This is a genomic window from Caballeronia sp. 11_S32, assembly GCF_056930355.1.
Genome location: NZ_JBXOWH010000001.1, coordinates 729082 through 754318, shown reverse-complemented (window position 1 = coordinate 754318; position 25237 = coordinate 729082). Strand labels below are relative to the sequence as shown.

At 64.9% G+C, this 25237-nt stretch carries 24 protein-coding genes; 14 read left to right on the top strand and 10 right to left on the bottom strand.

What is annotated here, in order from left to right; all coding sequences use genetic code 11:
* Positions 1 to 282: 282 nt before the first annotated feature.
* Genes AC1Z32_RS03500 through AC1Z32_RS03490 form a run of 3 tightly spaced genes read right to left on the bottom strand, consistent with a single transcriptional unit; the run spans position 283 to position 2490 of the window.
* Positions 283 to 1620 (bottom strand): ATP-binding protein, encoded by a 1338-nt coding sequence (locus AC1Z32_RS03500; RefSeq protein ID WP_483477309.1) that lies wholly within the window; start codon positions 1618 to 1620, stop codon positions 283 to 285.
* Positions 1617 to 2360, bottom strand: a complete 744-nt coding sequence (locus AC1Z32_RS03495) for a response regulator (RefSeq protein ID WP_483477308.1) — start codon at positions 2358 to 2360, stop codon at positions 1617 to 1619. Before AC1Z32_RS03495 ends, AC1Z32_RS03500 begins: the two co-directional genes overlap by 4 nt.
* Positions 2347 to 2490, bottom strand: coding sequence for a hypothetical protein (locus tag AC1Z32_RS03490; RefSeq protein WP_167390430.1), 144 nt, complete (start codon positions 2488 to 2490; stop codon positions 2347 to 2349). The genes AC1Z32_RS03495 and AC1Z32_RS03490 overlap by 14 nt, the downstream gene beginning before the upstream one ends.
* Positions 2491 to 2730: 240 nt before the next feature.
* Between AC1Z32_RS03490 and AC1Z32_RS03485 the strand changes: the two genes are divergently transcribed.
* The 7 genes from AC1Z32_RS03485 to AC1Z32_RS03455 all read left to right on the top strand — a co-directional run bounded on the left by AC1Z32_RS03485 (position 2731) and on the right by AC1Z32_RS03455 (position 7807).
* The gene (locus AC1Z32_RS03485) at positions 2731 to 3270 is read left to right on the top strand and encodes a thioredoxin family protein (protein WP_483477307.1); all 540 of its coding nucleotides are present in this window, start codon (positions 2731 to 2733) and stop codon (positions 3268 to 3270) included.
* 204 nt (positions 3271 to 3474) lie between these two features.
* Positions 3475 to 3693: a DUF4148 domain-containing protein gene (locus AC1Z32_RS03480; RefSeq protein WP_062608192.1), complete on the top strand. Its 219-nt coding sequence runs from the start codon at positions 3475 to 3477 to the stop codon at positions 3691 to 3693.
* A gap of 44 nt (positions 3694 to 3737) precedes the next feature.
* Positions 3738 to 4010 carry a hypothetical protein gene (locus AC1Z32_RS03475; RefSeq protein ID WP_483477306.1) on the top strand — a complete coding sequence of 91 codons (273 nt, stop codon included), beginning with the start codon at positions 3738 to 3740 and terminating at the stop codon, positions 4008 to 4010.
* A 40-nt stretch (positions 4011 to 4050) separates the two neighbouring features.
* Entirely contained in the window at positions 4051 to 4467 is a 417-nt protein-coding gene (locus AC1Z32_RS03470; protein ID WP_483477305.1) for an organic hydroperoxide resistance protein, read from the top strand.
* Positions 4468 to 4532: 65 nt separating this feature from the next.
* Positions 4533 to 5456, top strand: coding sequence for a LysR family transcriptional regulator (locus tag AC1Z32_RS03465; protein ID WP_483477304.1), 924 nt, complete (start codon positions 4533 to 4535; stop codon positions 5454 to 5456).
* Between the two features lie 110 nt (positions 5457 to 5566).
* A complete protein-coding gene (locus AC1Z32_RS03460) occupies positions 5567 to 6769 on the top strand; it encodes a YbfB/YjiJ family MFS transporter (RefSeq protein WP_483477303.1) in 1203 nt (400 codons plus the stop codon).
* Positions 6770 to 6934: 165 nt separating this feature from the next.
* Positions 6935 to 7807 (top strand): serine hydrolase, encoded by an 873-nt coding sequence (locus tag AC1Z32_RS03455; RefSeq protein ID WP_483477302.1) that lies wholly within the window; start codon positions 6935 to 6937, stop codon positions 7805 to 7807.
* Here the strand turns inward: AC1Z32_RS03455 and AC1Z32_RS03450 are convergent.
* The 6 genes from AC1Z32_RS03450 to AC1Z32_RS03425 all read right to left on the bottom strand — a co-directional run bounded on the left by AC1Z32_RS03450 (position 7779) and on the right by AC1Z32_RS03425 (position 15341).
* On the bottom strand, positions 7779 to 9059 hold the full coding sequence (locus AC1Z32_RS03450; RefSeq protein WP_483477301.1) for an MFS transporter: 1281 nt from the start codon (positions 9057 to 9059) through the stop codon (positions 7779 to 7781). The two genes, AC1Z32_RS03455 and AC1Z32_RS03450, sit on opposite strands and share 29 nt — an antisense overlap.
* An 85-nt stretch (positions 9060 to 9144) precedes the next feature.
* The gene (locus AC1Z32_RS03445) at positions 9145 to 10074 is read right to left on the bottom strand and encodes a LysR substrate-binding domain-containing protein (protein ID WP_483477300.1); all 930 of its coding nucleotides are present in this window, start codon (positions 10072 to 10074) and stop codon (positions 9145 to 9147) included.
* A 60-nt stretch (positions 10075 to 10134) separates the two neighbouring features.
* Positions 10135 to 11430 (bottom strand): sugar efflux transporter, encoded by a 1296-nt coding sequence (locus tag AC1Z32_RS03440; protein WP_483477299.1) that lies wholly within the window; start codon positions 11428 to 11430, stop codon positions 10135 to 10137.
* A gap of 274 nt (positions 11431 to 11704) precedes the next feature.
* On the bottom strand, positions 11705 to 12730 hold the full coding sequence (locus AC1Z32_RS03435) for a histone deacetylase family protein (protein ID WP_483477298.1): 1026 nt from the start codon (positions 12728 to 12730) through the stop codon (positions 11705 to 11707).
* A 10-nt stretch (positions 12731 to 12740) separates the two neighbouring features.
* Positions 12741 to 13997 (bottom strand): Zn-dependent hydrolase, encoded by a 1257-nt coding sequence (locus AC1Z32_RS03430; protein ID WP_483477297.1) that lies wholly within the window; start codon positions 13995 to 13997, stop codon positions 12741 to 12743.
* 33 nt (positions 13998 to 14030) lie between these two features.
* Positions 14031 to 15341, bottom strand: coding sequence for an MFS transporter (locus AC1Z32_RS03425; protein WP_483477296.1), 1311 nt, complete (start codon positions 15339 to 15341; stop codon positions 14031 to 14033).
* Between the two features lie 121 nt (positions 15342 to 15462).
* Here AC1Z32_RS03425 and AC1Z32_RS03420 point away from each other — a divergent pair, with 121 nt between their 5' ends.
* The 7 genes from AC1Z32_RS03420 to AC1Z32_RS03390 all read left to right on the top strand — a co-directional run bounded on the left by AC1Z32_RS03420 (position 15463) and on the right by AC1Z32_RS03390 (position 24886).
* A complete protein-coding gene (locus AC1Z32_RS03420; protein WP_483477295.1) occupies positions 15463 to 16419 on the top strand; it encodes a LysR family transcriptional regulator in 957 nt (318 codons plus the stop codon).
* 224 nt (positions 16420 to 16643) lie between these two features.
* Positions 16644 to 19175: a phosphoenolpyruvate--protein phosphotransferase gene (gene ptsP, locus AC1Z32_RS03415; protein WP_483477294.1), complete on the top strand. Its 2532-nt coding sequence runs from the start codon at positions 16644 to 16646 to the stop codon at positions 19173 to 19175.
* A 94-nt stretch (positions 19176 to 19269) separates the two neighbouring features.
* Positions 19270 to 21054, top strand: coding sequence for a PTS glucose transporter subunit IIBC (ptsG, locus tag AC1Z32_RS03410; protein ID WP_483477293.1), 1785 nt, complete (start codon positions 19270 to 19272; stop codon positions 21052 to 21054).
* A gap of 126 nt (positions 21055 to 21180) precedes the next feature.
* Positions 21181 to 22083, top strand: coding sequence for a DMT family transporter (locus AC1Z32_RS03405; RefSeq protein WP_483477292.1), 903 nt, complete (start codon positions 21181 to 21183; stop codon positions 22081 to 22083).
* 6 nt (positions 22084 to 22089) lie between these two features.
* Entirely contained in the window at positions 22090 to 22995 is a 906-nt protein-coding gene (locus tag AC1Z32_RS03400) for a LysR family transcriptional regulator (protein WP_483477291.1), read from the top strand.
* Between the two features lie 73 nt (positions 22996 to 23068).
* Positions 23069 to 23749: an HAD-IA family hydrolase gene (locus AC1Z32_RS03395; RefSeq protein ID WP_483477290.1), complete on the top strand. Its 681-nt coding sequence runs from the start codon at positions 23069 to 23071 to the stop codon at positions 23747 to 23749.
* A gap of 12 nt (positions 23750 to 23761) precedes the next feature.
* Positions 23762 to 24886, top strand: a complete 1125-nt coding sequence (locus AC1Z32_RS03390) for a DSD1 family PLP-dependent enzyme (protein ID WP_483478195.1) — start codon at positions 23762 to 23764, stop codon at positions 24884 to 24886.
* Between the two features lie 46 nt (positions 24887 to 24932).
* Here the strand turns inward: AC1Z32_RS03390 and AC1Z32_RS03385 are convergent, their stop codons facing one another.
* Positions 24933 to 25217, bottom strand: coding sequence for a hypothetical protein (locus AC1Z32_RS03385; RefSeq protein WP_483477289.1), 285 nt, complete (start codon positions 25215 to 25217; stop codon positions 24933 to 24935).
* Between the last annotated feature and the right edge of the window lie 20 nt (positions 25218 to 25237).

Here is a 25237-nt window from a genome sequence, read left to right as displayed (position 1 = left end):
CCTTGTGTGTTCTGTAGGCGCGACGACGCGCGGACGCGCGGCGGCCGATTTGGGGCATATGTGAGGGAAGAGGAACCGCGCGTCAGTGCGGCGTCAGCGCAGGACGTTGCCGAATAAAGAAACGATGTCGTACAACTGTAGCGCGACAAACCATGACGTCTCCAGCCATGTGGGGGTGCGCGCGTGGGGCCGCGCGTCGGTGAGCAAACGTTAGCGGAGTTGGCTAGGCGGCGTCAAGCGGGACTAACATGTAGGCCGTTTGCGAAATAAGACATCGTATTTTTATGTAGCCTTCTTCAGCACGAGCCGCGCTTCCAGCCCGCCGCCTTCGCGATGATGCAGCGTGAGCGACGCGTCCATCGCGAGCGTGAGCTGGCGCGCGATGGCGAGGCCCAGCCCCGTGCCGCCCGTCTGCCGGTTGCGCGAGCCTTCGAGCCGCACGAACGGCTCGAACACGGCTTCCAGCGATTCGTCGGGGATGCCCGGACCGCGATCGAGCACGGAGATCACGGCGCGGCCATCGTCGCGGGTGGCGACTTCTATCTCCGCCGCGCCGGAATACTTGATCGCGTTATCGACGAGATTGCCCACGACGCGCTTCAACGCCTGCGGAGGTGCCATCAACGCGCCGCCGATGCTGCCGGAGAGCGTGACAGTCTGCCCGGCATCGAGATAATCGTCGACGATGCTTTCGAACAGCGCGTCCGGATCGATGCGGCGCGGCGCCTCGTTCGTGCCGTGCAGCGTGCGCGCGTAGGTCACGCCTTCCTTCACGAGCGATTCCATCTCCTTGAGGTCCTGCTGGAGCTTCGCGCCGGTCGTCTCGTCGTCCATCACGTCGACGCGCAGGCGCATGCGCGTGATCGGCGTCTGCAGGTCGTGCGTGATCGCCGCGAGAATCTGCATGCGCTGGGTCATGTACATCGAGACGCGGTCCTGCATCGCGTTGAATGCCTTCGCCGCGCGCGCGACTTCTTCCGGGCCGGACTCGGGCAGGCGCTCGGCCTTGAGATCGGGGCCGAGCGTATCGGCGGCGCTGGCGAGGCGCTTGAGCGGGCCGGTCGCGAGACGCACCGCGAGCCAGCAGCACGCGCCGATCACGATCAGCTGCAGCACCAGAACCAGCGGCAGCCAGCCAGACAGGGGCGTGCCGACCATCGGACGCATGTCGATGGTGAGCGGCGAGCCGTCCGACAGCTTCAGATGCACCTGGAAGCGCTCTTTATCGCCGGGCACGGCATTGACCGTCAGCCGATACTTCTTGCCGAGGCCTTCGCCAATCGAGCGGGCGAAGCGCTCCGAGAGCGCGGCATCGGGCGCCGCGCCGCTTTTGTCGGTGATGCCCGGCCCGAGGATGAACATATAGCTGCGCCGCGCGAGACGCGGCAGCCACGCCGCGCGTTCGTCCGGCGGCAGATGATCGAGCAACGCGACCGAGCTCGCGACCTCGCGCTCGACGTAGCCCATCATCACGTTGGTCATCGACTCGTCGCGTTCCCGCATCGTCAGAAGGAACGAGAAGGTCTGCGCGAGCGCCAGCCCGACGACGAGGATCAGCGCGAGCCGCGCGAACAGCGTGCGCGGCCAGTGCAGCAGGGAATGCGACGAAAGCGTGCTCATTCGGAAGACCCGAGCGGTTTGACCTCGGCCGAGAACACGTAGCCCTCGCTGCGCAGCGTCTTGATGTAGCGCGGCTCGCGCGCGGTGTCGCGCAGGCGCTGACGCAGACGCGACACGAGCAGGTCGATGGAGCGGTCGAATGCATCGGCCTGACGGCCTTGCGTCAGATTCAGCAGTTGATCGCGCGTGAGCACGCGTTGCGGATGATCCAGAAACACGCGCAGCAGCCGGTATTCCGCGCCGGAGAGCGAGACCATCGTGCCTTCGGCGTCGAGCAGATGACGCGCGGTGGTGTCGAGGCGCCAGTCGCCGAATCCCAGCATCGGCGATGATTCCGTCACTTCCATCCCCGGCGGCAGCATGCGCGTGCGGCGCAGCACCGAGCGGATGCGCGCGAGCAGCTCGCGCACGGCGAAGGGCTTGGGCAGGTAATCGTCGGCGCCCATTTCGAGGCCGAGAATGCGGTCGGCTTCCTCGTTGCGCGCGGTGAGCATCAGCACCGGCACATCGCGGAACTTGCCCGCGCGCAACTCGCGGCACAGCACGAGACCGTCTTCGCCGGGCAGCATCAGATCCAGCACGATCAGATCCGGCGCGCCGTGCTGCTCCAGCACGGCGCGCATCTGCCGGCCGTTCGCCGCGAGCGACACGCGCATGCCGTTCTTCTCCAGATAGCTCGCGAGCAGCTCGCGAATGCCGCGATCGTCGTCGACGATCAATACGTGATCAGTGGTTTCCATCGATGGATCGTTGTCGTTGACGCTTGAGTTGCACCCGGCTCGGGCTGACGAGCAGACACTGAACCGGATGGGCCATTTCCGTCGCGATCCCGCCGACGAGAAAGGCGAGGACCGCCAGCATGCGTTTCATTCGAAGCTCCCGCTGATGACGCGATGACTGCGTTATAGCGCGCCCCGGCGGATGTTTTGTATCGCAGTGTATCCCGCATGCCGCGCGATACATAACATTGCGCAATGCGTCATGTCCCGACACAAGCGGGATACGCGCGCGCAGTCCAATGCGGTCATGCCGATGCGAACGTCGGCCTGCCGGGGCGACAGGTCCATCGCGGACCGCCCCGATTTCCACCGCATTTCAAAGGACTTCGTCATGCTCGCCGGAATCAGAAAGGCAGCCGCATGCGCCGGATTGGCCGCGTGCGCCGCCATCGCGCCCGCGCACGCCGCCGCGCCCGCAAGCGCCAACCTCAACGCCAACACAGCGCCGGAATTCGCCGGCATCGACACATGGCTCAACAGCGAGCCACTCACGCTCGCTCAGTTGCGCGGCAAGGTCGTGCTCGTCGATTTCTGGACCTTCGCGTGCGGCAACTGCGTCAACACGCTGCCGGCCGTGAAGTCGTGGCACGCCAGGTACAAGGACAAGGGGCTCGTCGTGGTGGGCGTGCACACGCCCGAGTTTCCGTTCGAACAGGACACGCATAACGTGCAGCGCGCGATCGAGCGCTTCGGCATTACATATCCCGTCGCGCAGGACAACCGCTATGCGACCTGGGTCGCGTACGGCAATCAGTATTGGCCGGCGTTCTATCTCATCGACAAACACGGGCGCGTGGCCTACACGCACGTCGGCGAGGGCGATTACGCGCAGACCGAAGCCGCGATCCAGAAGCTGCTCGCCGAGCGCTGAGCGGGCCTTCGTATCGCAATGTATCTGGAACGCACGCGATACAAAACATTGCACAGCACCGGGTTTCCCGACACAAGCCAGATACCTCCGGGGATTCAAATACACACAACGACGGCTCACGAGTGAAACGCAAGACAGGCACCGGGAAGCCCAAGTGACGTAACTCGTTCAACCGACTGATTGATCCGCTCAAGGAGAAACACCATGAAATCCACGATCGTTGCATTTGCTCTCGTCGCCGGCGCTTTGACGGGTGTGGCTCACGCCGCCGTGACCAGCAACCCGATGAGCGTGCAGACCGAACAGGCCGTCGCGAAGCACGCGTACGAAGGCAAGACGCGCGCCGAAGTGAAACGCGAGCTGGTGCAGGCTCAGCGCGATGGCCAGATCGCCGCATTGCGCAGCCTGTACCAAGGCAGTTGATTAGCCTGCCAACCCGTTTTCAAGTTCTCGAAGAGAGGCACATCATGATCAAGCAATTCGTCACCGCCGCAGTCATCGCCGTCAGCGCCGTCGCCGCCGGTTCCGCATTCGCCAGCAGCGGTTACGGTCCCGCGCCGCATTACGACCCGCTCGCGGGCGCGCCCGCATCGCAGCGCGGCGTGAGCGCGCAGACCATTGCCAACGAAAGCGCCGCCATGCCGATGCAAGCCTACGGCGGCATGGGCGACACGGTCTCGCAATCGGGCGCGCGCGGCGCGACGACGAACGACGTCGCCAGGCTTTTCGCGCATCACTAAGCCAATCGACTTTCGAACATCATCGAACAAGGAATTCATCATGACCCAGATCGACACCGTCCTGTACACCGGCAAAACCCGCGTCGTCGGAGGCCGCGAAGGCTTCGCGAAGAGCACCGATGGCCGTCTCGACGTGAAGCTCTCGCCGCCCGGATCGACGGGCGCGGGCACCAATCCCGAGCAGATGCTCGCCGCGGGCTGGTCCGCGTGTTTCATCGGCGCGATGGGCAAGGCGGCCGCCAAGCTGAAGACGCGTCTGCCCGCCGATACCGCCGTCGATGCGGAAGTGGACCTCGGCATGGCCGGCGAAGCGTATCTGCTGCGCGCGCGCCTGAACGTGAGCCTGCCTGGCATCGAGCGCGCGGTGGCCGAGGAGATCGCGAGCATGGCGCATCAGACTTGCCCGTACTCGAAGGCGCTGAAGAGCAATATCGACGTGACGATCAAGGTGGTCTGACGCAATTCATCGGCGCGATCCGGTCCGGTAGACTTGGCGCTTCATCGACCAAGCACCGAGCCGACATGGACCGAATCGACGCGATGAAGGTGTTCATCGCCACGCTGGACGAGGGCAGTCTGGCGGGCGCGGGGCGGCGGCTCGGCCGTTCGCCCGCCGCCGTGAGCCGGGCCATCGCCTTTCTCGAAGCGCACACCGGCACGGCGCTGCTTCATCGCACGACGCGCACGATCAAGCTTTCCGAAGCCGGCGAACGTTATGCCGCCGCGTGCCGCCGCATTCTCACCGATCTCGAAGAAGCCGACCTGCTGATCGCGCATGAACGTTCCGCGCCGCGCGGGCTGTTGACGATCACCGCGCCCGTCGCGGCCGGCGAAGACCTGTTGCGCCCGATGCTCGATGATTTCATCGCGCGCTTTCCCGCCGTATCCGTGCGCCTGCACATGCTCGACCGTCCCGTGAGTCTGATCGACGAGGGCATCGATGTCGCGCTGCGCATCGCGCATCTGTCGGACTCGACGCTGATCGCGACTCCCGTCGGCGAAGTGCGGCGCGTCGTGACTGCGTCGCCGCGTTATCTCGTGAAGCATCCGCGCATCAAAACGCCCGCCGATCTCGCGCAGCACCAGATCATTTCAATGACGCATTTCGGCCTCGACTCATGGAGTTTTCCGACCTCGAGCGGCTCGACGATTCCGCAAGTCGTGCAGTTCGCGCCGCGCTTCATCGTGAACACGGTGCGCGCGGCGGTGGCTTCGGCTGTGGACGGGCACGGCGTCACGCGGCTCTTTTCCTATCACATCGCGAAGGAAGTGAAGGACGAGTCCCTGCGAATCGTGCTGCCGGACAGCGAGCACGCGCCGCTGCCCGTGCATCTGCTGACGCCGCATGGGCGGCTCGCGGTGCCGAAAGTGCGCGCGTTCGTCGATTTCGCCGCGCCGCGCCTGCGACGTCACTTCAGGCAATTGCAGCTCGATTCAACCGCCTAGCGGAAGATTGTCTTCCCGGTTTCGTCGATTCTCTCTGTGGACGATGGAATATAGACTGGCCTTCATCGAAGGGTGCGTAGACCGCGCCCGATGCAGCGATGGAGGCAGTAATGCGATACGCAGTCTTGAATCAATCGGAGCGCGGGGCGTTCCAGGTCTGGCGCGGCATGCTGGCCGGCGCCAGCGCGAGTCTGGTGGGCATCGGGCTTGCGCGCTTTGCCTACACGCCGCTCTTGCCGGCGATCATCGGCGCGCACTGGTTTCCGGCGTCGACGGCGGCTTATCTCGGCGCGGCCAATCTCGGCGGCTATCTCGCGGGCGCGCTGGCGGCGGGCCTGTTCGCGCGTCACGCGCGTGCGGCGACCATTCTTCGCGCGATGATGGTCCTCGCCACCATCGCGTTCGTCGCGTGCGCGTTTCCCGTGTCGTTTCTGTGGTTCTTCGCGTGGCGCTTTCTGTCGGGCATGTCCGGCGGCGCGCTGATGGTGCTCGCCGCGCCAACGATCATCGCGCATGTCGCGCCGTCGCGTCGCGGCTTCGCGAGCGGCGCGATCTTCACGGGCATCGGGCTCGGCATCGCCGCGTCGGGGACGATCGTGCCGCTGCTGCTTCGGCAAGGGCTCACAGAGACGTGGCTCGGCCTCGCGATGGTGTCCCTGCTGCTGACGATCGTCGCGTGGAACGGATGGCCGACGCAGGATGCGCCGGCGCCCGCGCAGCCGCATGAGCACAAGCAGGCGAAAGCGCCGTCGCCGCCCGCGTTGCGCGCGTTGTTCGCCGAGTACGCGCTCAATGCGGTCGGTCTCGTGCCGCACATGATCTTTCTCGTCGATTTCGTCGCGCGCGGTCTCGGAAAGGGCGTCGATGCCGGCGCGGAGTTCTGGGTGCTGTACGGGCTCGGCGCGATTGCCGGTCCGCTGCTTGCCGGTCATCTCGCCGATCGCGCGGGCTTCGGGCCTGCGCTGCGGGTCGCGTATCTGCTTCAGCTCATTGCCGTCGCGTTGCCCGCGGTATCGTCGAGTGCCGGTTTGCTGATGGTGTCGAGCGTGATGGTCGGTGCGTTCACGCCGGGCATCGTGCCGCTCGTGCTGGGACGCGTGAACGAACTGCTCGCGCATCATCCGGCGGCGCAGAAGGGCGCATGGAGCCGCGCGACCACCGGGTTCGCAGTGCTGCAGGCGGTCGCGGCCTATGGATTGTCGTTCCTCTTCTCCAACAGCGGCGGCGATTATCGCTTGCTCTTCGCGATTGGCGCGGCGGCGCTCGCGGTTGCGCTGGCGGTCGATCTGTTCGCCGCGTTGAAGCGCGGATAAGCAGCGTGCTCGCGCGATGCGCGCCGCGCGCATCGCGCGTCTTAAGCTTCCTTTAAGGTTCGTTTAAGACTCACGCCTTACGGTAGCGGACTCCTTTCGCCCGTCGCTGCCCCATGCCGCCACATCCTCGTATCCATCCACCGATGACGCGCATCTGATCGCGTCATGCTCAAACTCCATCTCTTTTTCATCGTCTTCATCTTCGTGAGTCTCGTGCCGCTCATTGCGCACGCGAAGCGCGTCATCGCGAAACCCGTCGTGCAGGCTCGCGCCGCGATCGCGGTCGATCTGACGAGCGGCCGCACGCTCTATTCGAAGCACGCCGACGAGCGCATGCCGGTCGCATCGCTCACCAAGCTGCTCACCGCGATGGTCGTCCTCGATTCGAAACGCTCGCTGCTCAAGCCCGCGCGCATCACCGATGCCGACGTCGATCGCCTCAAATGGTCGCGCTCGCGTCTGCCGGTCGGCTCGTTGCTCTTGCGTAGAACGATGCTGCATATCGCGCTGATGTCATCGGAGAATCGCGCCGCGTTCGCATTGAGCCGCGACTATCCCGGCGGCCGCACGGGCTTCGTGCGCGCGATGAACCACACTGCGAAGCGCCTGCACATGAAGCGCAGCCATTTCGTCGATCCGACCGGTCTTTCGCCGCGCAACGTATCGACCGCGCGCGATCTCACGAAGCTCGCGCGCGCCGCGTATCGCTATCCGACGATCCGCGAATACGCGACCTCGCACCACAAGCTCGTGCTCGGCGGAGCAGGGCCGCTGATGTATCGCAACACGGACCCGCTCGTTTATAACGCGGCCTGGGGCGTGGGCTTGCAGAAGACCGGATTCACGAACGAGGCGGGGCATTGCCTGATCGTCATTGCGACAGTGCATGGGCGTCCGACGCTCTTCGTCATCCTCGGCGCGCCGAGCGTGCACGGGCACTTTCAGGATGCGGCGAATCTGCGGAGCTGGCTGCTGAAACGTCCGATGCATCGCCGCCAGGATCGAACGCTCAGCCCGCAACGAGCGACTCCTCGGTGACAGGCCGGTCGTCGATCGGAAAGTGCAGCAGCGCCGCGACGAGACCGGCGATGGCCGTCGCGCCCCAGATCAGCGAGTACGAACCGGTCGTGTCGAACACATAGCCGCCGAGCCACGCGCCGAGAAACGATCCGAGCTGATGGCTCAGAAACACGACGCCGAACAGCGTGCCGAGATGCCGTGTGCCGAACACCTTCGCGATCAGCCCATTGGTCAGGGGCACGGTGCCGAGCCACGTCAGGCCCATCACGGCCGCGAAGACGACGACGGAAACGCTCGTCGTCGGCAGCAGCACGAAGAGCGCGATCGTGCCGCCACGAATCAGATAGAGCCACGCGAGCACGTGATGCTGCCGCCAGCGTCCGCCGAGCCAGCCGCATCCCCAGCTTCCGATCATGTTGAACAGGCCGATGAGCGCGAGCGCCGTCGCGCCGAGCCCGACGGGCATGTGGCACAGCATCAGATAGCCCGGCAGATGCGTCGCGATGAACGCGAGCTGGAAGCCGCACGCGAAGAAGCCGAGCGTCAGCAGCCGATAGCCGCGATGGCGCGATGCATACGCGAGCGTTTCGCGCAGCGGCATCGCTGCGGGCTGAGCATGCGTTTCATGCGACGCCGATGCCGATGCCAATGCCTTGTGCCGGCGGCTCGCGCGATCGAGCACGATGCCGAGCGGCGCGGCGAGCAGCAGCACGAAAGCGAGCGCATAGAGCGAGGCCGGCACGCCCGCATGCACGCGCACTTCCTGCGCGAAAGGCACCATCAGCACTTGCCCGAGCGAGCCTCCCGCGCTCGCGAGGCCCATCGCGACACTGCGCGTTTGCGGCGATGCGACGCGCCCGACCGTCGCGAGCACGACGCCGAAGCTCGTGCAGCTGATGCCGATGCCGACGAGCAGGCCGAGCCCGAGCACGAGCATCCATCCCGATGTCGCGGCGGCGGCGAGCGCGAGCCCGGCGGCGAACGTGGCCGCGCCCATCGCGACGACGGGCGCGGCGCCGTAACGGTCGGCGGCGGCGCCCGCGAACGGCTGCGCGAATCCCCACACGAGGTTGTGCAGTGCGATCGCGAAAGCGATCAACGTGACGGGCAAGCCGCGATCGAAGGAAAACGGTCCGATGAACAATCCGAAGGTCTGCCGCACGCCCATGGCCGCGCTGAGGATCAACGCGGCGGCGCCGATGAGCGCCCACGCCGTTGCGCGGTTCGTGTTCGGGCTGGTGTTGCTGTTGGTGCTCGACAGGGACGACATGGCTCGAATTCCTCCTTGCGGCCATCGTCGCAGGCGAACGTCCGTGCTGGCAAACGAAAAGTTTTCGCGGACGGTTGAGCGCAGTTCAATCGTGACGGCCTGCTTGCTCGCTTTTCTCGCTATCGGCAAACGCCTGAGCCTGCTCGACGAGCCAGTTGCGGAACGCGGCGAGATCGGCGCGGGCGCTCGCTTGCGGCGTCTCGCAGAGCCAGTACGCAGTCTGCGTCTCGACGCGCATCGGGGATGCCTCGACGAGCATGCCCGCCGCCAGCTCGCGATCGACGAGCGGCCGCCGCCCGATCACGACGCCGAGCCCGGCCGCGGCGGCATCGAATGCGAGCTGCACGGTATCGAAGCGCAGGCCGCCACGAAGATCGAGGCCATCGACGCGCGCGCCATCCATCCATGCCTGCCAGTCCTGGCTCGCGGTATCGACATGGATGAGCGCGGCGCGCGTGAGATCGACGGTGCCGTCGGCGCCGGTCAGCATCGCGCGATAGGACGGGCTGCAGACCGGCACCAGACGCTCGCCGAAAAGACGCTGCCACGATGCGCCGTCCACCGGGCCGCGCGAGAGGCGCAGGCCGAAATCGAAGCCATCGACGGGAAAGCCCGCTTGCCGCCGTGACGTGTCGACGCTCACATCGATGTTGGGCCAGCGCGCGCGGAAATCCGCGAGACGCGGGACGAGCCAGCGGGCCGCGAGCGTCGGCGCGCACGTAACGGCGATCGTGCGGCGCTTGCGTTTGTCGGGCAACGATTGCGTGCCGACCGCGATGAGCGAGAACGCCTCCGCGATATACGGCAGATACAGCTCGCCGGCGGCGCTCAGCGACAGGCCGCGCGGCTCGCGCACGAAGAGCTCGACGCCGAGCATCTCCTCCAGCGCGCCGATGCCGTGGCTCACGGCGCCGGGCGTCACGTTGAGCTCGGCGGCGGCGAGTTTGAAACTGCGATGGCGCGCCGCGGCTTCGAAGAGACGCAGCGCGTTGAGGGGAGGGAGGCGCAGGGGCATGTTGGCGTGTGGGATCGACGGCGTTCGCGCCTATATTGCCATCCCTCGATGCCGGCGAGGTCAGCGAACCGGCTCGCGCCGCGCTTTCCACCAGTCCCGAATGCGCCCCGCGACGAGCCTGTACGGCGGATTGGCGAACAGCAACGCCGCGCCCAGCGCGATGCAGCCGCAGACCAGAAACGTGCCGCGATAGCCGAGCGCCGCCACGAGCGCGCCCGACAGCACGCCCGAGAGAATCGACCCGACGCGCGATGCGTTGAAGAACAGCGCCGTGGCCGAGCCGGGGCTTCGCGGCATCAGGTCCTGCATGTAGGTCATGCCGAGACACGATGTCACGGACACGACGAACGCGTTGAAGGCCTGCATCGGAATCAGGAAGTGGACATTCGGCGAGGCTGCGACCGCGACGAAATAGATCAGATGCACCACGGCGCAGGACGCGAGCCAGCGCTGCTTGTCGAGGTGCGAGGCGCGCGCGCCGAGCGCGAGCATCATCGGGATTTCGAGCAGCGCGCCGAGCCCGAGCATGACGGATACGTCGATGCGCGTGCCGTGCATGCCGTGCACGACATAGAGCGGCAGCACGATCATGGTGGCGCTCGCGGCGAGTCCGATGAGCGTCATCGCGACGGTGGCGCGTCCGATCTCCGCGCGCGTATGCGACGCGCCGGCGTGCGGCGGCACGAGTTCCTCGGTGTCGGGCGCGGTCACTTCCAGCAGCGACGACGGATCGCCCGCATAGTGCGCGGGCGCGCTGTGCGGGTCGCCCTTGGGCGAATCGTGCATGCGCCAGACGATCCCGCCGCACGCGACGAAACACGCCGCCGCGAACAGAAAGAGGCCATAGAAGCCGGCGGCCGCCAGCACGAGCGCGCCGACGGAAGGACCGAAGACCCACGCCATCGAAAGAACGGTGCGCAGTGTGGCGAGCGCGAGCGAACGTTCGGCTTCGTCATCGACGGGCAATGCTGCACGCGCGAAGGAAAACACGAGCGACATCACGGAGCCGCCGGCGCCGAGAAACACGATGCCGATCGCGACCAGCGCCGCGTAATTGCGCACCACGCACAGCAGCAGAAAACCGAGCGACGAAGCGATGAGCGCCGCAAGCAATAGTTCGCGATGGTGGCCGCGCCGGTCGGACCATTTGCCGGCGAAGGCGCTGGCCACGACGCCGCTCGCGGCGATCGCCGTCATGAAGACGCCGAGCTTCAATGGGCTCATGTCCGCCTGTTCCACGCTGAAGAGCGACAGATACGGCGCGGTGAAGGACATCGCGACGCCGAGCATCAAGGTGGCGCCAGCAAGCGGCAGAAAGAAGGGAATGCGCGTGAGACCGAGCAGTCGGGTGTTCATCGGGGCGGGGATCGACTCGTGCGGTGAAGCCGGAAGGAGAAATCGTCCCTCGGCTGCAATCCGCGTTCCGCGCGCCGGGAGTAAGCGCACGCGGACCAGCGCGCAGTTTGCCATCGTGGAGGATCGGCGTGCTGTAACAAACTTTCTTCGATTGGCGGCGTTAGCTTGACATAATACAAATTAGCGCACATTTTCATTTGGTATGAAGAGTGCATGCGAGCATCCCGCGGGCCTGACCGAAACCGTTCCCGCTTTCAGGATGCTCCAACTCCAGTCAATCGCGTCCTTCCTCGAACCCGCCAAAAAACGCCCGCGCATTCGCCTCGAGACTTTCCAGGTGATATCCGCCTTCCTGCACGATCACCGAAGGCAAGTTCAGCCCCCCGATGACCGAGCCAAGCCGCCCGAACCCTTCGGTCGTCACCGCAACCTGCGCCTGTGGATCGTCCTTATAGATATCGAACCCAAGCGCCAGCACCAGCGCATCAGGCTCGAAGCGCTTCAGCACGCCCAGCGCATCATCCAGTTTCTCGAAGAAGACCGCCTCCGACGAGCCATGCGGCATCGGCAGATTGACGTTGAAGCCATCGCCCGGGCCTGCGCCGCGTTCTTCTTCATAGCCCGCCACGACCGGATAAAAGTTCGTCGGGTCGCCGTGAATCGAGATATACAGCACGTCGTCGCGCCCGTAGAAGATCTCCTGCACACCTTGGCCGTGATGCATGTCGGTGTCGAGGATCGCCACGCGCCCGAAGCGGCCACGCAGCGCCTGTGCCGCAATCGCCGCGTTGTTCAGATAGCAGAATCCGCCCGCGGCATCGGCGCGCGCATGGTGTCCGGGCGGACGGCACAACGCATAGGTCGCGTGCGCGCCATCATTCACGGCGTACGCAGCCGCCAGCGCGCTCTGCGCCGACCAGTACGCCGAACGCCACGTATTCGCGCCAACCGGACAACTGCCATCGGCGAGATAACGCGCTGCCTTCGCAAGAATGCCGCGCAACGGATTGGGATCGCGCACATAGATGTTCGACATCACTTCATCGCCCCAATCGTCGGGCATCTTCTTCCATTCGCGATGTCCTTCTTCGAGAAAGCGCAGATAGTTCATGTCATGCACGGCAGCGATGGCGGCCGCGCCGTGATCTTTCGGCGCGATCACGTCGAAATCGAGCGACTTCGCGGCCGCGACGAGCCGCGCCGCACGCTCGGGCACTTCCTGCGGCGCGCGCATCTGTCCGCGCGACATATAACTGCGCGGATGATGTAGGAGTTGTTCAGGGTGAAAGAATGTTTTCATCGGAAATCCTCTATTGCTCAACGACAGTGAGCGCGACGCCCGCGCGCGCGAGCACCGCATTCAGCAGCACGTTCGCGCCGCGCGTCACGTCTTCGGGCAACGCGTCTTCGGCTTCGTTGTGCGAAAGCCCATCGACGCATGGAATGAAAACCATCGCCGTCGGGCAATGGCGCGCGAGATGAATCGCATCGTGACCGGCGCCGCTCACGATGCGCTCGTTCGAATACCCCAGCGCATCGGCGGCCCGCGCGACGAGCGCGACGCAATCTGCATCGAACGGCGTAGCAGGACTGCGCCAGTATGTATCGACGGATACGCTCACGCCGCGCGCCGCCGCGACGCTTGCGAAAGCCGCACACAGATCGCGCTCCATCGCATCGACTTCGCCGTCGTCGTGATGACGAAGATCGACGGTGAACGCGATCTTCCCCGCAATCGTATTGCGCGACGCATTCGCGATGCTCACCTGTCCGATCGTCACGAGCCCGCGCGGCGCATACGCTTCGACGATTCGTTCCAGCTCCATCGCCATATGCGTGGCCGCGAAATACGCGTCCTTGCGATAAGGCATGGGCGTGGTGCCCGCATGCGCCGCAACGCCGGTCACGGTGACATCGAGCCAGCGGATCGCCTGTCCGCCCGTCACGACGCCGATCGTCGTGCCGTTCGCTTCGAGCACCGGCCCTTGTTCGATATGCGCCTCGAAATATGAATCGACCTTCTGGGCGCGCACGGCGCGCGGGCCGCGATAACCGCTTTGCACGAGCGCATCGGCGAGCGTGATGCCTTGCGCGTCCTGCTTCGCGAGCGCCTCGTCCAGCGACGCTGCGCCGGTGAACACCGCCGAGCCGAGCATCGCCGGCGTGAAGCGCGCGCCTTCCTCATTCGTCCACGAAACGATTTCGATGGGCTTCTCAGTCACGATGCCCGCATCGTTCAGCGCACGCACGAGTTCGAGCGCGGCCAGCACGCCATACACGCCATCGAAGCGCCCTCCTTCGGGCTGCGTGTCGAGATGACTGCCGATGAGAACCGGCGCCGCATCCTTTTGCGTGCCTTCGCGGCGTGCGAACAGGTTGCCGATTTCATCGACACTGACCGTCATGCCCGCATCGCGGCACCACTGCGCGAACAGATCGCGGGCATGCGAATCTTCTTCCGTCAGCGCGAGACGCCGCACGCCGCCCTTCGCGGTCGCGCCGATCCGGGCCATGTCCATCAAGCTTTGCCAGAGACGCGTGCCTTCGATTTGCAACAGGTTTTTCATGCTTGATTCCGTATCGTTCAACTTGAAATCGCTTTACATCGCACCGACCGATTCGGCCTGCTCGGCATGCGTCGCGCGGCGTGCATCGAGCGCGACGATGCACAGGAGCGAAATCCCCGCGAGGCACGTATAGAACACCGCGAGCGGCCACCATTGCCCCGTGTAGCGATGCGCGAGCCACGTGCCGACGAGCGGCGTCAGCCCGCCCGCCACCGCGCCGCACACCTGATAGGCGAGCGAGATGCCCGAGTAGCGCACACGCGTCGGAAAGACGCCGCTGACGAACCCGGCGATCACGGAATAGAAGCTCGCCATGCAGATCACGGCGATGGCGATGCCGATCACCATCGGCACGGCCGAGCCGCTTTGCACGAGCATGAACATCGGATAGGGAGAGATCATCGCGAGCAATGCCGCGAGCTTGAGAAAGCGCGCACCGCCGATGCGTTCCGCGAGCCATGCGGCAATGGGCTGCGCAAGGAACTGAATGATCGCGACCGCGAACAGGCAATCGAGAATGAGCGAGCGCGTCACGCCAACATATTGCGTCGTGTACGCGATCATGAAAGTGTTCGTGAAGTACACGCCCGCAATGCCGATGGTATTCGCGCCGATGCACAGCAGCACGAGGCCCCACGCGGAACTGAACACTTCGGCGATGGGCAGCTTCGCCGTGCGCTTCGCTTCCTTTACGCGCTGGAACTCCGGCGATTCGTTCACGCCGAGCCGGATCACGATACCGACGATCAGCAGCACCGCGCTCGCGAGAAACGGCACGCGCCAGCCCCACGACATGAAGTCGGCCTTGTCCATGGACGTGACCGCTCGGAACGCGATGAGCGACAGAATCAGTCCCGCGGGACTGCCGAGCTGCGCGAACGAAGCGAAGAACGTGCGACGCCCTTGCGGCGCATGCTCGCCCGCCATCAGCACCGCCCCGCCCCACTCGCCGCCCACCGCGATGCCCTGCACCACGCGCAACAGCACGAGCAGCACCGGCGCGAGTATCCCGACCTTCGAATACTCCGGCAGCAGGCCGACGCCGACGGTCGCGACGCCCATCATCATCAGCGTGGTCATCAGCGCTTTCTTGCGGCCGATTCTGTCGCCGAGATGGCCGAACACGATGCCCCCGAGCGGCCGCGCGAAAAAGCCCACGGCGAAGGTCGCGAACGACGCCATCGTGCTGACGAACGGGTCACTGGACGGAAAGTACAGCTCGCCGAAGACGAGCGCCGCGGCGGTCGCGTAGATATAGAAGTCGTACCACTCGATCATCGTGCCGATGAACGCGGCCGTGGCGGCACGCCCCGGCTGACGGGTATTGCTGATGGCTTGGGTCATGCGCTCTCCGATGCACTTCACGTGCAGTCATGTTCGATACGCATCTTTATCGTCAGCCATAAATTATTAGTCAAATTTCGCGTTATTATTCAGCGCATAAATTTGACTAATGATTAGACCGATGCGTACCGACATCGCGCGTTTTCTGAACGACCGGCTCGACTGGAACCTGCTGCGCACGTATCTCGTGATCATGCAGGAGCGCAGCCTGAGCCGCGCGGCGGCGCGGTTGTATGTGACGCAGCCGGCGGTGAGCCAGGCGTTGCGGCGGCTCGAGGAAACGCTGGAGCGCAAGCTGATCGAGCGGCGCGGCCCGTATTTCGCGCCGACGCAGGCGGGCGAAGAGGTCTACCGCATCGCAAGCGATATTTACGGCAATATTTCCCGGCTCGAGACCGAGCTCGACGACCGCACCGAGGACATCAACGGCTCCATTCGTCTGTTGACCATCAGCCGCATCGAGTCGCCCGTCTACGATGAATTCCTCGCGGATTTTCATCGCGCGTATCCGCGCATCGACTTGCAGATCGAAGTGATGCGTTCATCGGACATCATTTCGTCGCTGTTGCAGAAGACGGCGACAGCAGGGCTGGGCCTGTGCCGCACGCCGCACGAAAAGCTCGAAATGCGCTGTTTTCTGCGGCAGCGCTATGCGATTTTCTGCGGACGGCATCATCGCCTGTTCGGCAAGTCGACCTTGACGATGGACGATCTGCTCGCGGAGAACTTCGTGTCGTTCACGAGCGATCAGATCGGCGACAGCCTTTCGCCGCTCACCGTTTTTCGTGACCAGAAAGGCTTCACGGGGCGCATCGTGGCGTCGTCACCGAGCCTCGACGAAGTGCGCCGGCTGATTTTCGCGGGCTATGGCGTGGGCTGCCTGCCCGAGCACATCGTGCGCGACGACATCGCGCAGCAACGTCTGTGGCGCTTGCCCCCGGAGGAAGGCCTCGTCGATGTCGACGTGCATCTGCTGTGGCATCGCGACCGGAAGATGAACGCGGCCGATCACGCGTTTCTCGACAGCATGGAGCGCTGCATGCGGCGCTACGCGCTCGCCGAGCGCCTCGGCAAATAGCGTCCGCTCATGCAAGGCGCCATTACGCGCACGTTTCAAAACTCGAATCAATATCGCATTACGCTTCGGCAATATTAATAATCGCGTGCACGATCATTCGCTCAGCGAATCACGCATGCGTTGCCTATGATTTAGCACAGGCCCGTTCAAGTCCTTCTGCAGCGCATCGTCCAGCACGTCCTGGGTATCGACCTCAAACCGTCAAGGGACAAGGAGTCGTTCAGATGAAAGCTCCTCAGCGTTTGGCGCGAATCGAGTTGATGGCGCCGCTTTCCGGCGTGATGGTGCAACTCGAAACCGTGCCCGATCCGGTTTTCGCACAGAAGATGGTCGGCGATGGCGTGTCGATCGATCCCACATCCGACGAACTGCTCTGCCCGCTTCCAGGCAAGGTCACGCAACTGCATCGCGCGGCGCATGCCGTGACCGTGACGGGCGAGAGCGGGCTCGAAGTGCTGATACACATCGGCCTCGACACCGTGATGCTGCGCGGCGAAGGCTTCACGCCGCTCGTCAAGGAAGGCGACGCGGTTACCACAGGCCAGCCGCTGATCCGCTTTGATCCCGTCATCGTCGGTGCGCGGGCCGTGAGCCTGCTCACGCAGATGGTCATCGCGAACGGCGAGCTCGTCACGCGCTACGTGCCCGCGACGGGCCTCGTCACGGCGGGCCAGGACGTGGCGTTGTCGGTCGAGTTCGTTGGCGGCGCGCGTGAGGGCGCGAGCGGCGGCGCGGCAGGCGCGATTCTTTCCGACGAAGTCGCGCTGCCGAATCCGCAAGGCCTGCATGCGCGGCCCGCCGCGGTGTTCGCCGCCGAAGCGAAGAAATACAAATCCGATATCCGCGTCGTGCGCGGCAGCGAGAGCGCGAACGCGAAGTCCGTCGTCGCGCTGATGGCGCTCGCGACGAAGTTCGGCGACAAACTGCACGTCGAAGCCGCCGGTCCCGATGCAGGCGAAGCCGCCGCCGCGCTCGCGCGCCTGCTTGCATCCGGCTCGGGCGAGAAGCCCGGCGATGCGCCCGCCCCGGCCGGGGTCGCGCCGGAAGCGGCCGCTCCGAAGCGCGCCGCGCCCGCCGATGCGAACGAGTTCACCGGCGTATCGGCATCGCCGGGGCTCGCGGTCGGCAAGATCGTGCAGTTCCGGCAGGAAGTCATCGATGTCGCCGAAGCGGGCGAATCGCCGCAACGCGAGCGGGCACGTCTCGATGCCGCGCGCCACGAAGCGCGTCAGCAGATCGAGGCGCTGAAGGCGAAGCTCACCGATCCGTCGAAGGCGCAGATTCTCGACGCCCATCTCGAACTGCTCGACGATCCCGATCTCAACGACGCGGCCATCGCCGGCATCAGCGACGGTAAAAGCGCAGGCTTTGCGTGGCGCGCCGCGTTCGAGACGCAGGCGAGCGCACTGGAAAAAGTGGACAACGCGCTGTTGCGCGAACGCGCGGGCGATATCCGCGATGTCGGCCGCCGCGTGCTGGCGCTGCTCGCGGGCGTGAAGCAGGCGCATATCGACGTACCCGACGAATCGATCCTGATCGCCGAAGAGCTTTCGCCTTCCGACACGGCCTCGCTCGATCGCAGCAAGGTGCTCGGTTTCTGCACGACGACCGGCGGCGCGACGAGCCACGTCGCGATCCTCGCCCGCTCGCTCGGCATTCCGGCGATCTGCGGCATCGACGAAGACGCGCTGCAACTGCCCGATGGCACGCTCGTCGTGCTCGACGGCTCGCATGGCAGCCTGCGGCGCAACCCGAGCGCGGAAGATCTCGCGAAAGCGCGCGAGCGCATCGAGCGTCAGACGAAGAAGCGCGAGGAAGAGAAAGTCGCCGCGAGCAAGCGCGCCCTCACCGCCGATGGTCATCGCGTCGAAGTGGTCGCGAATATCCGGAACGCGCAGGAAGCGCGCGATGCGGTCGCGGCAGGCGCGGAAGGCGTCGGACTTCTGCGTTCCGAATTTTTGTTCGACAACCGCGATACCGCGCCTTCCGAAGACGAGCAGGCCGCCGAATATTGTGCGGTCGCGGAAGCGCTCGGCCGCGAGCGCCCGCTCGTCGTGCGCACGCTCGATGTCGGCGGCGACAAGCCCCTTTCCTACATGCCGCTGCCGAAGGAGGACAACCCGTTTCTCGGCCTGCGCGGCGTGCGCGTGAGCCTCGACCGCCCCGACATCTTCCGCGTGCAGTTGCGCGCGATCCTGCGGGCCGCGTCGATCGGCAATCTGCACATCATGTTCCCGATGGTCGCCGCGATCGAGGAAGTGCGCGCGGCCAGGCAGATCCTTCAGGAAGAAGCCGGCGATCGCATCGGCAGCGTGAAGATCGGCGTGATGATCGAAGTGCCGTCCGCCGCGCTCATCGCCGAGCCGCTCGCGCGAGAGGTCGATTTCTTTTCCATCGGCACCAACGATCTGACGCAGTACACGGTCGCGATGGACCGTGGCCATCCAAAGCTCGCGAAGCAGGCCGACGCGCTGCATCCCGCCGTGCTGCGTCTCATCGGCATGACGGTCGACGGCGCGCACAAGCACGGCAAGTGGGTCGGCGTGTGCGGCGGCATCGCATCGGATGCGATGGCCGTGCCCGTGCTCGTCGGCCTTGGCATCGACGAATTGTCGGTGAGCGTGCCCGCCGTCGGCTCGATCAAGGCGCAGCTCGCGCGCCTCACGATGGACGAAGCGCGCAAGCTCGCGGCGCAAGTCATCACGCTCGGCACCGCCGCCGAAGTGCGCGCCCTGCTCGCCCCTTACGGGGAATAAACGGAACAAACGGAACAAGCGGTACAACCGGTACAACCGGTACAACCGGTACAACCGGTACAACCGGTACAAACGGTACAAGCGGAGACCCGACATGTTCAAGAATGCCTTTGGGGTCGTGCAGAAAGTCGGCAAATCGTTGATGCTGCCGGTCGCGGTGCTGCCTGTCGCGGGCCTTCTGCTCGGCCTCGGCGCGACCGATTTCCACGGCTACGTGCCCGCCATCGTGCTCGCGCTGATGAAGAACGCGGGCGACGTGATCTTCGGCAACCTGCCGCTCATCTTCGCGATCGGCGTCGCGCTCGGCTTCACCGAGAACGACGGCGTTTCGGGCATCGCCGCGACCATCGGCTATCTCGTGATGACGGCGACGCTCGGCGTGATCGCTAAATGGGAAGGCGTCCAGCCCGACATGATCATGGGCATTCCGTCGATCCAGACCGGTGTGTTCGGCGGCATTCTCGCGGGCGGCCTTGCGGCGTGGTTGTTCAACCGTTACTACAGGATTGCGCTGCCGCCCTATCTCGGCTTCTTCGCGGGCAAACGCTTCGTGCCAATCGTCACCGCCATCGGTTCGATCGTGCTCGGCGGGATTCTCTCCGTCGTGTGGCCACCGATAGGCGGCGCAATCAGGGCGTTCTCCCACTGGGCGGCAGTATCCGATCCACGCACGGCGGCGACGATCTACGGCTTTGTCGAACGTCTGCTGATTCCGTTTGGCCTGCACCACATCTGGAACGTGCCGTTCTTCTTCGAGGCCGGAAGCTTCCTCGACCCGACGACTGGCAAGGAGGTTCATGGCGACATCACTCGCTTCTTCGCCGGTGACCCCACGGCCGGAATTTTCGCGGGGGCCTTTTTCTTCAAGATGTTCGGTCTGCCAGCGGCGGCGATCGCGATCTGGCATTGCGCGAAGCCAGAGAAGAAGGTCGCAGTTGGCGGCATGATGGTGTCGGCAGCGCTGACCTCATTTTTGACGGGCATCACCGAGCCGATCGAGTTCGCGTTCCTGTTCGTGGCGCCGGTGCTGTACTTCATTCACGCATGTCTCGCGGCATCCGCGCAGTTCGTCGCGAACACGTTGAACATGCACATGGGGTTCACCTTCTCGCAAGGCGCGATCGACTTCGTGATGTTCAACCTCATCGGCAACAAGGCGACGCATGCGTGGTACGTCTTCATCCTCGGGCCGATCTACGCGGGAATCTACTACTGCGTGTTCCGCTTCGTGATCAGCCGCTTCGATATGAAAACGCCGGGCCGCGAGGACGATACCGTTGGCACTGTCGCGATGAGCACCAGCGGCGAAGGCGGACGCTCGCGCGATCTCGTGCTCGCGTTCGGCGGGCGATCGAATATCAAGAGCCTCGATGCGTGCATCACGCGCTTGCGCATCACGGTGAACGATCCCGCGCTCGTCGACGATGCCCGGCTGAAGGCGCTCGGCGCGGCGGGCGTCCTGCGCGTCGGCAATGGCGTGCAGGCGATCTTCGGGCCGCTGTCGGAGAACATGAAGACCGACATGGAGCAATACCTGAAGACGGCGGGCAGCGACGCCGATCTGCCGGCGGCGGGCGCGCCCGCCGCCGCGACCCAAGCCGCGGCCGCACCGGCAGCCGCCGCTGCCGCCGTGCAGGACCCGGCGCAACAGAAGGCGCGCGCCGAAGGGATACGCGCGGCGCTGGGCGGCGCGGCCAACATCCTGAAGCTCGAACCGCTCGCGGCCACGCGTCTGCGTGTCGCGCTCGGCGATAAATCGCGGCTCGATGCCGCCGCGTTGAAAGCGGCCGGCGTGCCCGCGACGCAATCGCTTGCCAATGGCGAGATGGATCTGATCGTAGGACTCGAAGCGGCGGATATCGCCGGCGCGATGCGATGAACCTCCTGCGCGGGTCGCCGGAACTCGCCTTCTCGATCATGTGATCGACGAGGCATCCGGCGACCACGCCGCCCGCGGTCGTCAGCTATGCGATGATTCGAAGCTCCGTCACGAATCCATTGCATCATGACCACCACCGCCGCCACGCGCACGAGCCACCTTCCGCTCGCGAGCATCGGCTTCATCCTTGCCTCGATGCTCTGCTTCGCGATCGTCGATACGCTCGCGAAAGCCATCGCCATGCACTATCCGGCCAACGAGCTCACGTTCTTTCGTATGCTGTTCGGTCTCGTTCCGGCTATCGCGGCATGCTGTGTGGGCGAGCGTTCGCTGATCGACCGCGTGAAGCGCCTCGATATCAAGGGCCAGACGTGGCGCGCGCTCACGCTGCTCGGCGCGTCCGGCTTCTTCTTCGCGGGCCTGCCCTATATTCCGCTCGGCGAGGCGGTGGCGATCGCGTATTCGGAGACGCTGCTCGTCGTCGTGCTCGCGCCGTTCATCCTGAAGGAGCGGCTGACCTCGCGCTCGGCCGTCGCGGCGTTGATCGGCTTCGCGGGCGTATTGCTGGTCGTGCGGCCGGGCGGCGGTGAATCGAGCTGGCTCGGGCCGCTGCTGCTTCTGTCGAGCGCGTTGTGCGGCGCGTTGTCCATCATCCAGATCAAGCGCATTCGCGCCACGGACGATTCGCGCACCACCGTGCTGTTCTTCACGGCGGTGGGCACGCTCGTCACGGCCAGCACGCTCGCATTCAGCTGGAAAACGCCCACGCTCGACGCGCTTCTCCTGATGGCATTGCTCGGCGCATTGGCGACGGTCGGCCAGATATTGATGACGGTCGCCTTCCGGCGCGCCGACGCCGGCACGCTCGCGCCATTCAACTACACGAGCATCGTGTGGGCGGCGCTGTTCGCCTATATCGCGTGGGGCGAAACGATCGCGCCGCTTTCGCTCGCGGGCATCGCGCTGATCGTCGGCAGCGCGATCGCCGTTGCGTGGCAGCGCAAGCTTCCTGAAGGACCGATCGCCTGAACCACGATGACCGATACCGCCGACATTCGCTTTCTACTCACGATTCAACAGAGCGGCAGTCTCGTCGCGACCGGGCGCAAGCTCGGCCTCTCGCCATCGGCCGTGTCGCAGCGCTTGCAGCAGCTGGAAAAGAAGCTCGGCACGCGTCTGCTCGACCGGTCCGCGCGCAAGCTGCATTTCACGGAGGAAGGCGCGTTGCTGTGTCAGCGCGGCGCCGAACTGATCGAACAGTTCGATGCGCTCTTCGACGAGTTGCAGATGCGCCGCGGCGGCCTCGTCGGCAAGCTGAAGATCAATGCGCCGCTCGGTTTCGGCCGGCGTTATCTCGCGCCCGTCATCGCGGATTTTCAACGCGATCATCCCGATGTCGACATTGCGCTCACGCTTTCCGATGAACCTTTGACCGAAACCGCCGATCGCTTCGATATCGTCGTGCATATCGGCGCGTTGCGTGCATCGAATCTCGTTGGTCACGCGATTGCGCCGAATGCGCGTTTCGTCTGCGCGTCGCCCGCGTTCGTGAAGCGCTTCGGCATGCCCGGGACACCGCACGATCTCGCGCATCTGCCCTGCATCGTGCTGCATGAGAACAAGGAAGACGCATCGCTTTGGCACTTCAGCAAGGGACGCACGAGTTGCAGCGTGCGGGTCGAAGCGAAGCTGAGCTGCAACGATGGCGACGTGATCCGGCGCTGGGCGATCGAAGGACGCGGCGTCATCCTGCGCTCCGAGTGGGACGTCGCGGACGATATCCGCAAGGGCGCGCTGGTGCGTCTCCTGCCGTCATGGAAAGCGCCCGATGCGAACGTGGTCGCGCTCACACGCAATCGCGCGGGCCTGCCGCGCAGAACCCGCGAGTTCATGCAGTATCTGCAGTCGCGCTTCAGGCCCCAGGCGCCATGGCGCAGTTGAAGATTCAGTTTTTCTTCATCATGGAATCAGCGTGACTGCATCGAAGCAAAACTATAATCGACACCATCGCTGAATGACGCCCGCACAGGAGCAGCAATCCGTGAACGATACGTCGATTTCAACGCAGTATCCGAAGGCCGTTCTCTTCGATCTTCTCACCGCATTGCTCGATTCGTGGACGCTGTGGAACGCGTCGGCAGGGTCGCCCGATGAAGGCCGGATCTGGCGCGCGGCCTACCTGAAGCTCACTTACGCTCGCGGTGCCTATGTCGATTACGAAACGCTCGTGCGGCAAGCGGCCAGCGATGTCGGCCTGCCGCCAAGCGCGGCCGATGCGTTGAAGCGCAACTGGCGCGATCTGAAACCGTGGAGCGGCGCGCAAGATGCGCTCGAACGATTGCGGCCGCATTGCCGGCTCGCGGTCGTCACCAATTGCTCGGTCGCGCTCGGACGTGAAGCGGCGTCGCTCGTGCCCGTCCAATGGGACGTGGTCGTCACCGCCGAAGAGGCCGGCTTCTACAAGCCGAACGCGCGGCCTTATCTGCTCGCGCTGGAAAAGCTCGGCGTCGAGGCGAAGGATGCCGCGTTCGTCGCGGGATCGAGCTACGACATGCTCGGCACCGCGCCGATCGGCTTGCGCACGTTCTGGCACAACCGCATCGGGCTCGCGCCGGTCGAAGGCAGCGCCGCGCCCGATATCGAATCCCCGACACTCGAAGCGCTTCCCGCATGGGCGAGCCGCTTCAACGCGTAACGGTCAATGAACATGAATCTCGAGCAACTCGACACACCGGCCGCTATCGTCGATATCGGCAAAATGCAGCGCAATATCGACTCCATGCAGGCACGCATGAACGCCCTCGGCGTGACCTTCCGTCCGCATGTGAAGACGACGAAATGCGCCGATGTCGTACGCGCGCAGATCGCGGCGGGCGCACAAGGCATCACCGTATCGACGCTGAAGGAAGCCGAGGAATTTTTCGCGGCGGGCATCGCGGACATTCTCTATGCGGTGGGCATCGCGCCCGCGAAACTGCCGCGCGCGATGGCGCTCAAAAAGCAAGGTTGCGATCTGAAGATCATCGCGGACAACGCGGCGGCGGCAGCCGCTATCGTCGATTTTTGCAAGGCCGCCAACGATACGTTCGAAGTCTGGCTCGAAGTCGATACCGATGGACACCGCTCCGGACTCGCGCCCGACGACGACGCCTTGCTGGCGATCGGCCGCATTCTGCAGGAAGGCGGCATCGAAGTCGGCGGCGTGATGACGCATGCGGGCTCAAGCTACGAACTGAACGACCCCGAAGCGCTTGCAGCACTGGCCGAGCAGGAACGCGCGGGCTGCGTGCGCGCGGCAGAACGTCTGCGAGCGGCCGGTATCGCGTGCAGGACCGTCAGCGTCGGCTCGACGCCTACGGCACTCGCCGCACGGCATCTCGAAGGCGTCACCGAAGTGCGCGCGGGCGTCTACGTGTTCTTCGATCTGGTGATGGCGAATGTCGGCGTGTGCGATTCGAGCGATATCGCGCTGAGCGTGCTCACGAGCGTCATCGGTCATCAGCCGGAGAAGGGGTGGGTCATCGTCGATGCGGGTTGGATGGCGATGAGCCGCGACCGCGGCACATCGAAACAGACGCGCGACTACGGCTATGGACTCGCATGCGCGCTCGATGGCACGCCGCTCGAAGGTTGCGAGCTCGCCGGCGCGAATCAGGAGCACGGCATCCTCGCCGTGACGCATGCCGATGACCTCGCGCGACGCTTTCCTATCGGCATGAAACTGCGCATCCGGCCGAATCATGCGTGCGCGACGGGCGCGCAATATCCCGAGTATCACGCGCTCATGAGCGATGGCAGCACCGAGGCGTGGCGGCGCTTTCACGGCTGGTGAAGCTTTCGTCAGGCGCGTGAGACGAGCCCGCTAGACATGCCCCGCCCTATTCGTCGCCGGTGACCCACTTCTTGGTGGCGTGATAGCCGCGTTTGGATGTATCGGCAATGGCATGGCCAGCCGATTTGGACGTATCAGCGATCGCATGGCCAGCCGATTTCGCGCCGTCCCCGATGGCGTGCGCGGCATCGCGAGCCGCGTGTCCGGTCTGGCGTCCGGCGGACTTCACGTCTTCCTTGAACTGATGCGCGCCCGACTCGAGACTCGCATGCGCAAGCGGACTGAGCGCGAGCAGCAGCGCCGGGACGATGAGCAAAGTGGTCTTTTTCATGCCGATGATTTTCGCACAAC

Excerpts from the sequence above, each read along its gene's own strand:
- AC1Z32_RS03385 (WP_483477289.1), bottom strand. The coding sequence starts at position 25,217 with ATGAAAAAGACCACTTTGCTCATCGTCCCGGCGCTGCTGCTCGCGCTC.
- AC1Z32_RS03460 (WP_483477303.1), top strand. The coding sequence starts at position 5,567 with ATGCGATACGCAGTCTTGAATCAATCGGAGCGCGGGGCGTTCCAGGTC.
- AC1Z32_RS03480 (WP_062608192.1), top strand. The coding sequence starts at position 3,475 with ATGAAATCCACGATCGTTGCATTTGCTCTCGTCGCCGGCGCTTTGACG.
- AC1Z32_RS03440 (WP_483477299.1), bottom strand. The coding sequence starts at position 11,430 with ATGAACACCCGACTGCTCGGTCTCACGCGCATTCCCTTCTTTCTGCCG.
- AC1Z32_RS03470 (WP_483477305.1), top strand. The coding sequence starts at position 4,051 with ATGACCCAGATCGACACCGTCCTGTACACCGGCAAAACCCGCGTCGTC.
- AC1Z32_RS03445 (WP_483477300.1), bottom strand. The coding sequence starts at position 10,074 with ATGCCCCTGCGCCTCCCTCCCCTCAACGCGCTGCGTCTCTTCGAAGCC.
- AC1Z32_RS03400 (WP_483477291.1), top strand. The coding sequence starts at position 22,090 with ATGACCGATACCGCCGACATTCGCTTTCTACTCACGATTCAACAGAGC.
- AC1Z32_RS03485 (WP_483477307.1), top strand. The coding sequence starts at position 2,731 with ATGCTCGCCGGAATCAGAAAGGCAGCCGCATGCGCCGGATTGGCCGCG.
- AC1Z32_RS03500 (WP_483477309.1), bottom strand. The coding sequence starts at position 1,620 with ATGAGCACGCTTTCGTCGCATTCCCTGCTGCACTGGCCGCGCACGCTG.
- AC1Z32_RS03390 (WP_483478195.1), top strand. The coding sequence starts at position 23,762 with ATGAATCTCGAGCAACTCGACACACCGGCCGCTATCGTCGATATCGGC.
- AC1Z32_RS03465 (WP_483477304.1), top strand. The coding sequence starts at position 4,533 with ATGGACCGAATCGACGCGATGAAGGTGTTCATCGCCACGCTGGACGAG.
- AC1Z32_RS03405 (WP_483477292.1), top strand. The coding sequence starts at position 21,181 with ATGACCACCACCGCCGCCACGCGCACGAGCCACCTTCCGCTCGCGAGC.
- AC1Z32_RS03495 (WP_483477308.1), bottom strand. The coding sequence starts at position 2,360 with ATGGAAACCACTGATCACGTATTGATCGTCGACGACGATCGCGGCATT.
- AC1Z32_RS03475 (WP_483477306.1), top strand. The coding sequence starts at position 3,738 with ATGATCAAGCAATTCGTCACCGCCGCAGTCATCGCCGTCAGCGCCGTC.
- AC1Z32_RS03430 (WP_483477297.1), bottom strand. The coding sequence starts at position 13,997 with ATGAAAAACCTGTTGCAAATCGAAGGCACGCGTCTCTGGCAAAGCTTG.
- AC1Z32_RS03420 (WP_483477295.1), top strand. The coding sequence starts at position 15,463 with ATGCGTACCGACATCGCGCGTTTTCTGAACGACCGGCTCGACTGGAAC.
- ptsP (WP_483477294.1), top strand. The coding sequence starts at position 16,644 with ATGAAAGCTCCTCAGCGTTTGGCGCGAATCGAGTTGATGGCGCCGCTT.
- AC1Z32_RS03455 (WP_483477302.1), top strand. The coding sequence starts at position 6,935 with ATGCTCAAACTCCATCTCTTTTTCATCGTCTTCATCTTCGTGAGTCTC.
- AC1Z32_RS03435 (WP_483477298.1), bottom strand. The coding sequence starts at position 12,730 with ATGAAAACATTCTTTCACCCTGAACAACTCCTACATCATCCGCGCAGT.
- AC1Z32_RS03490 (WP_167390430.1), bottom strand. The coding sequence starts at position 2,490 with ATGAAACGCATGCTGGCGGTCCTCGCCTTTCTCGTCGGCGGGATCGCG.
- AC1Z32_RS03450 (WP_483477301.1), bottom strand. The coding sequence starts at position 9,059 with ATGTCGTCCCTGTCGAGCACCAACAGCAACACCAGCCCGAACACGAAC.
- ptsG (WP_483477293.1), top strand. The coding sequence starts at position 19,270 with ATGTTCAAGAATGCCTTTGGGGTCGTGCAGAAAGTCGGCAAATCGTTG.
- AC1Z32_RS03395 (WP_483477290.1), top strand. The coding sequence starts at position 23,069 with ATGACGCCCGCACAGGAGCAGCAATCCGTGAACGATACGTCGATTTCA.
- AC1Z32_RS03425 (WP_483477296.1), bottom strand. The coding sequence starts at position 15,341 with ATGACCCAAGCCATCAGCAATACCCGTCAGCCGGGGCGTGCCGCCACG.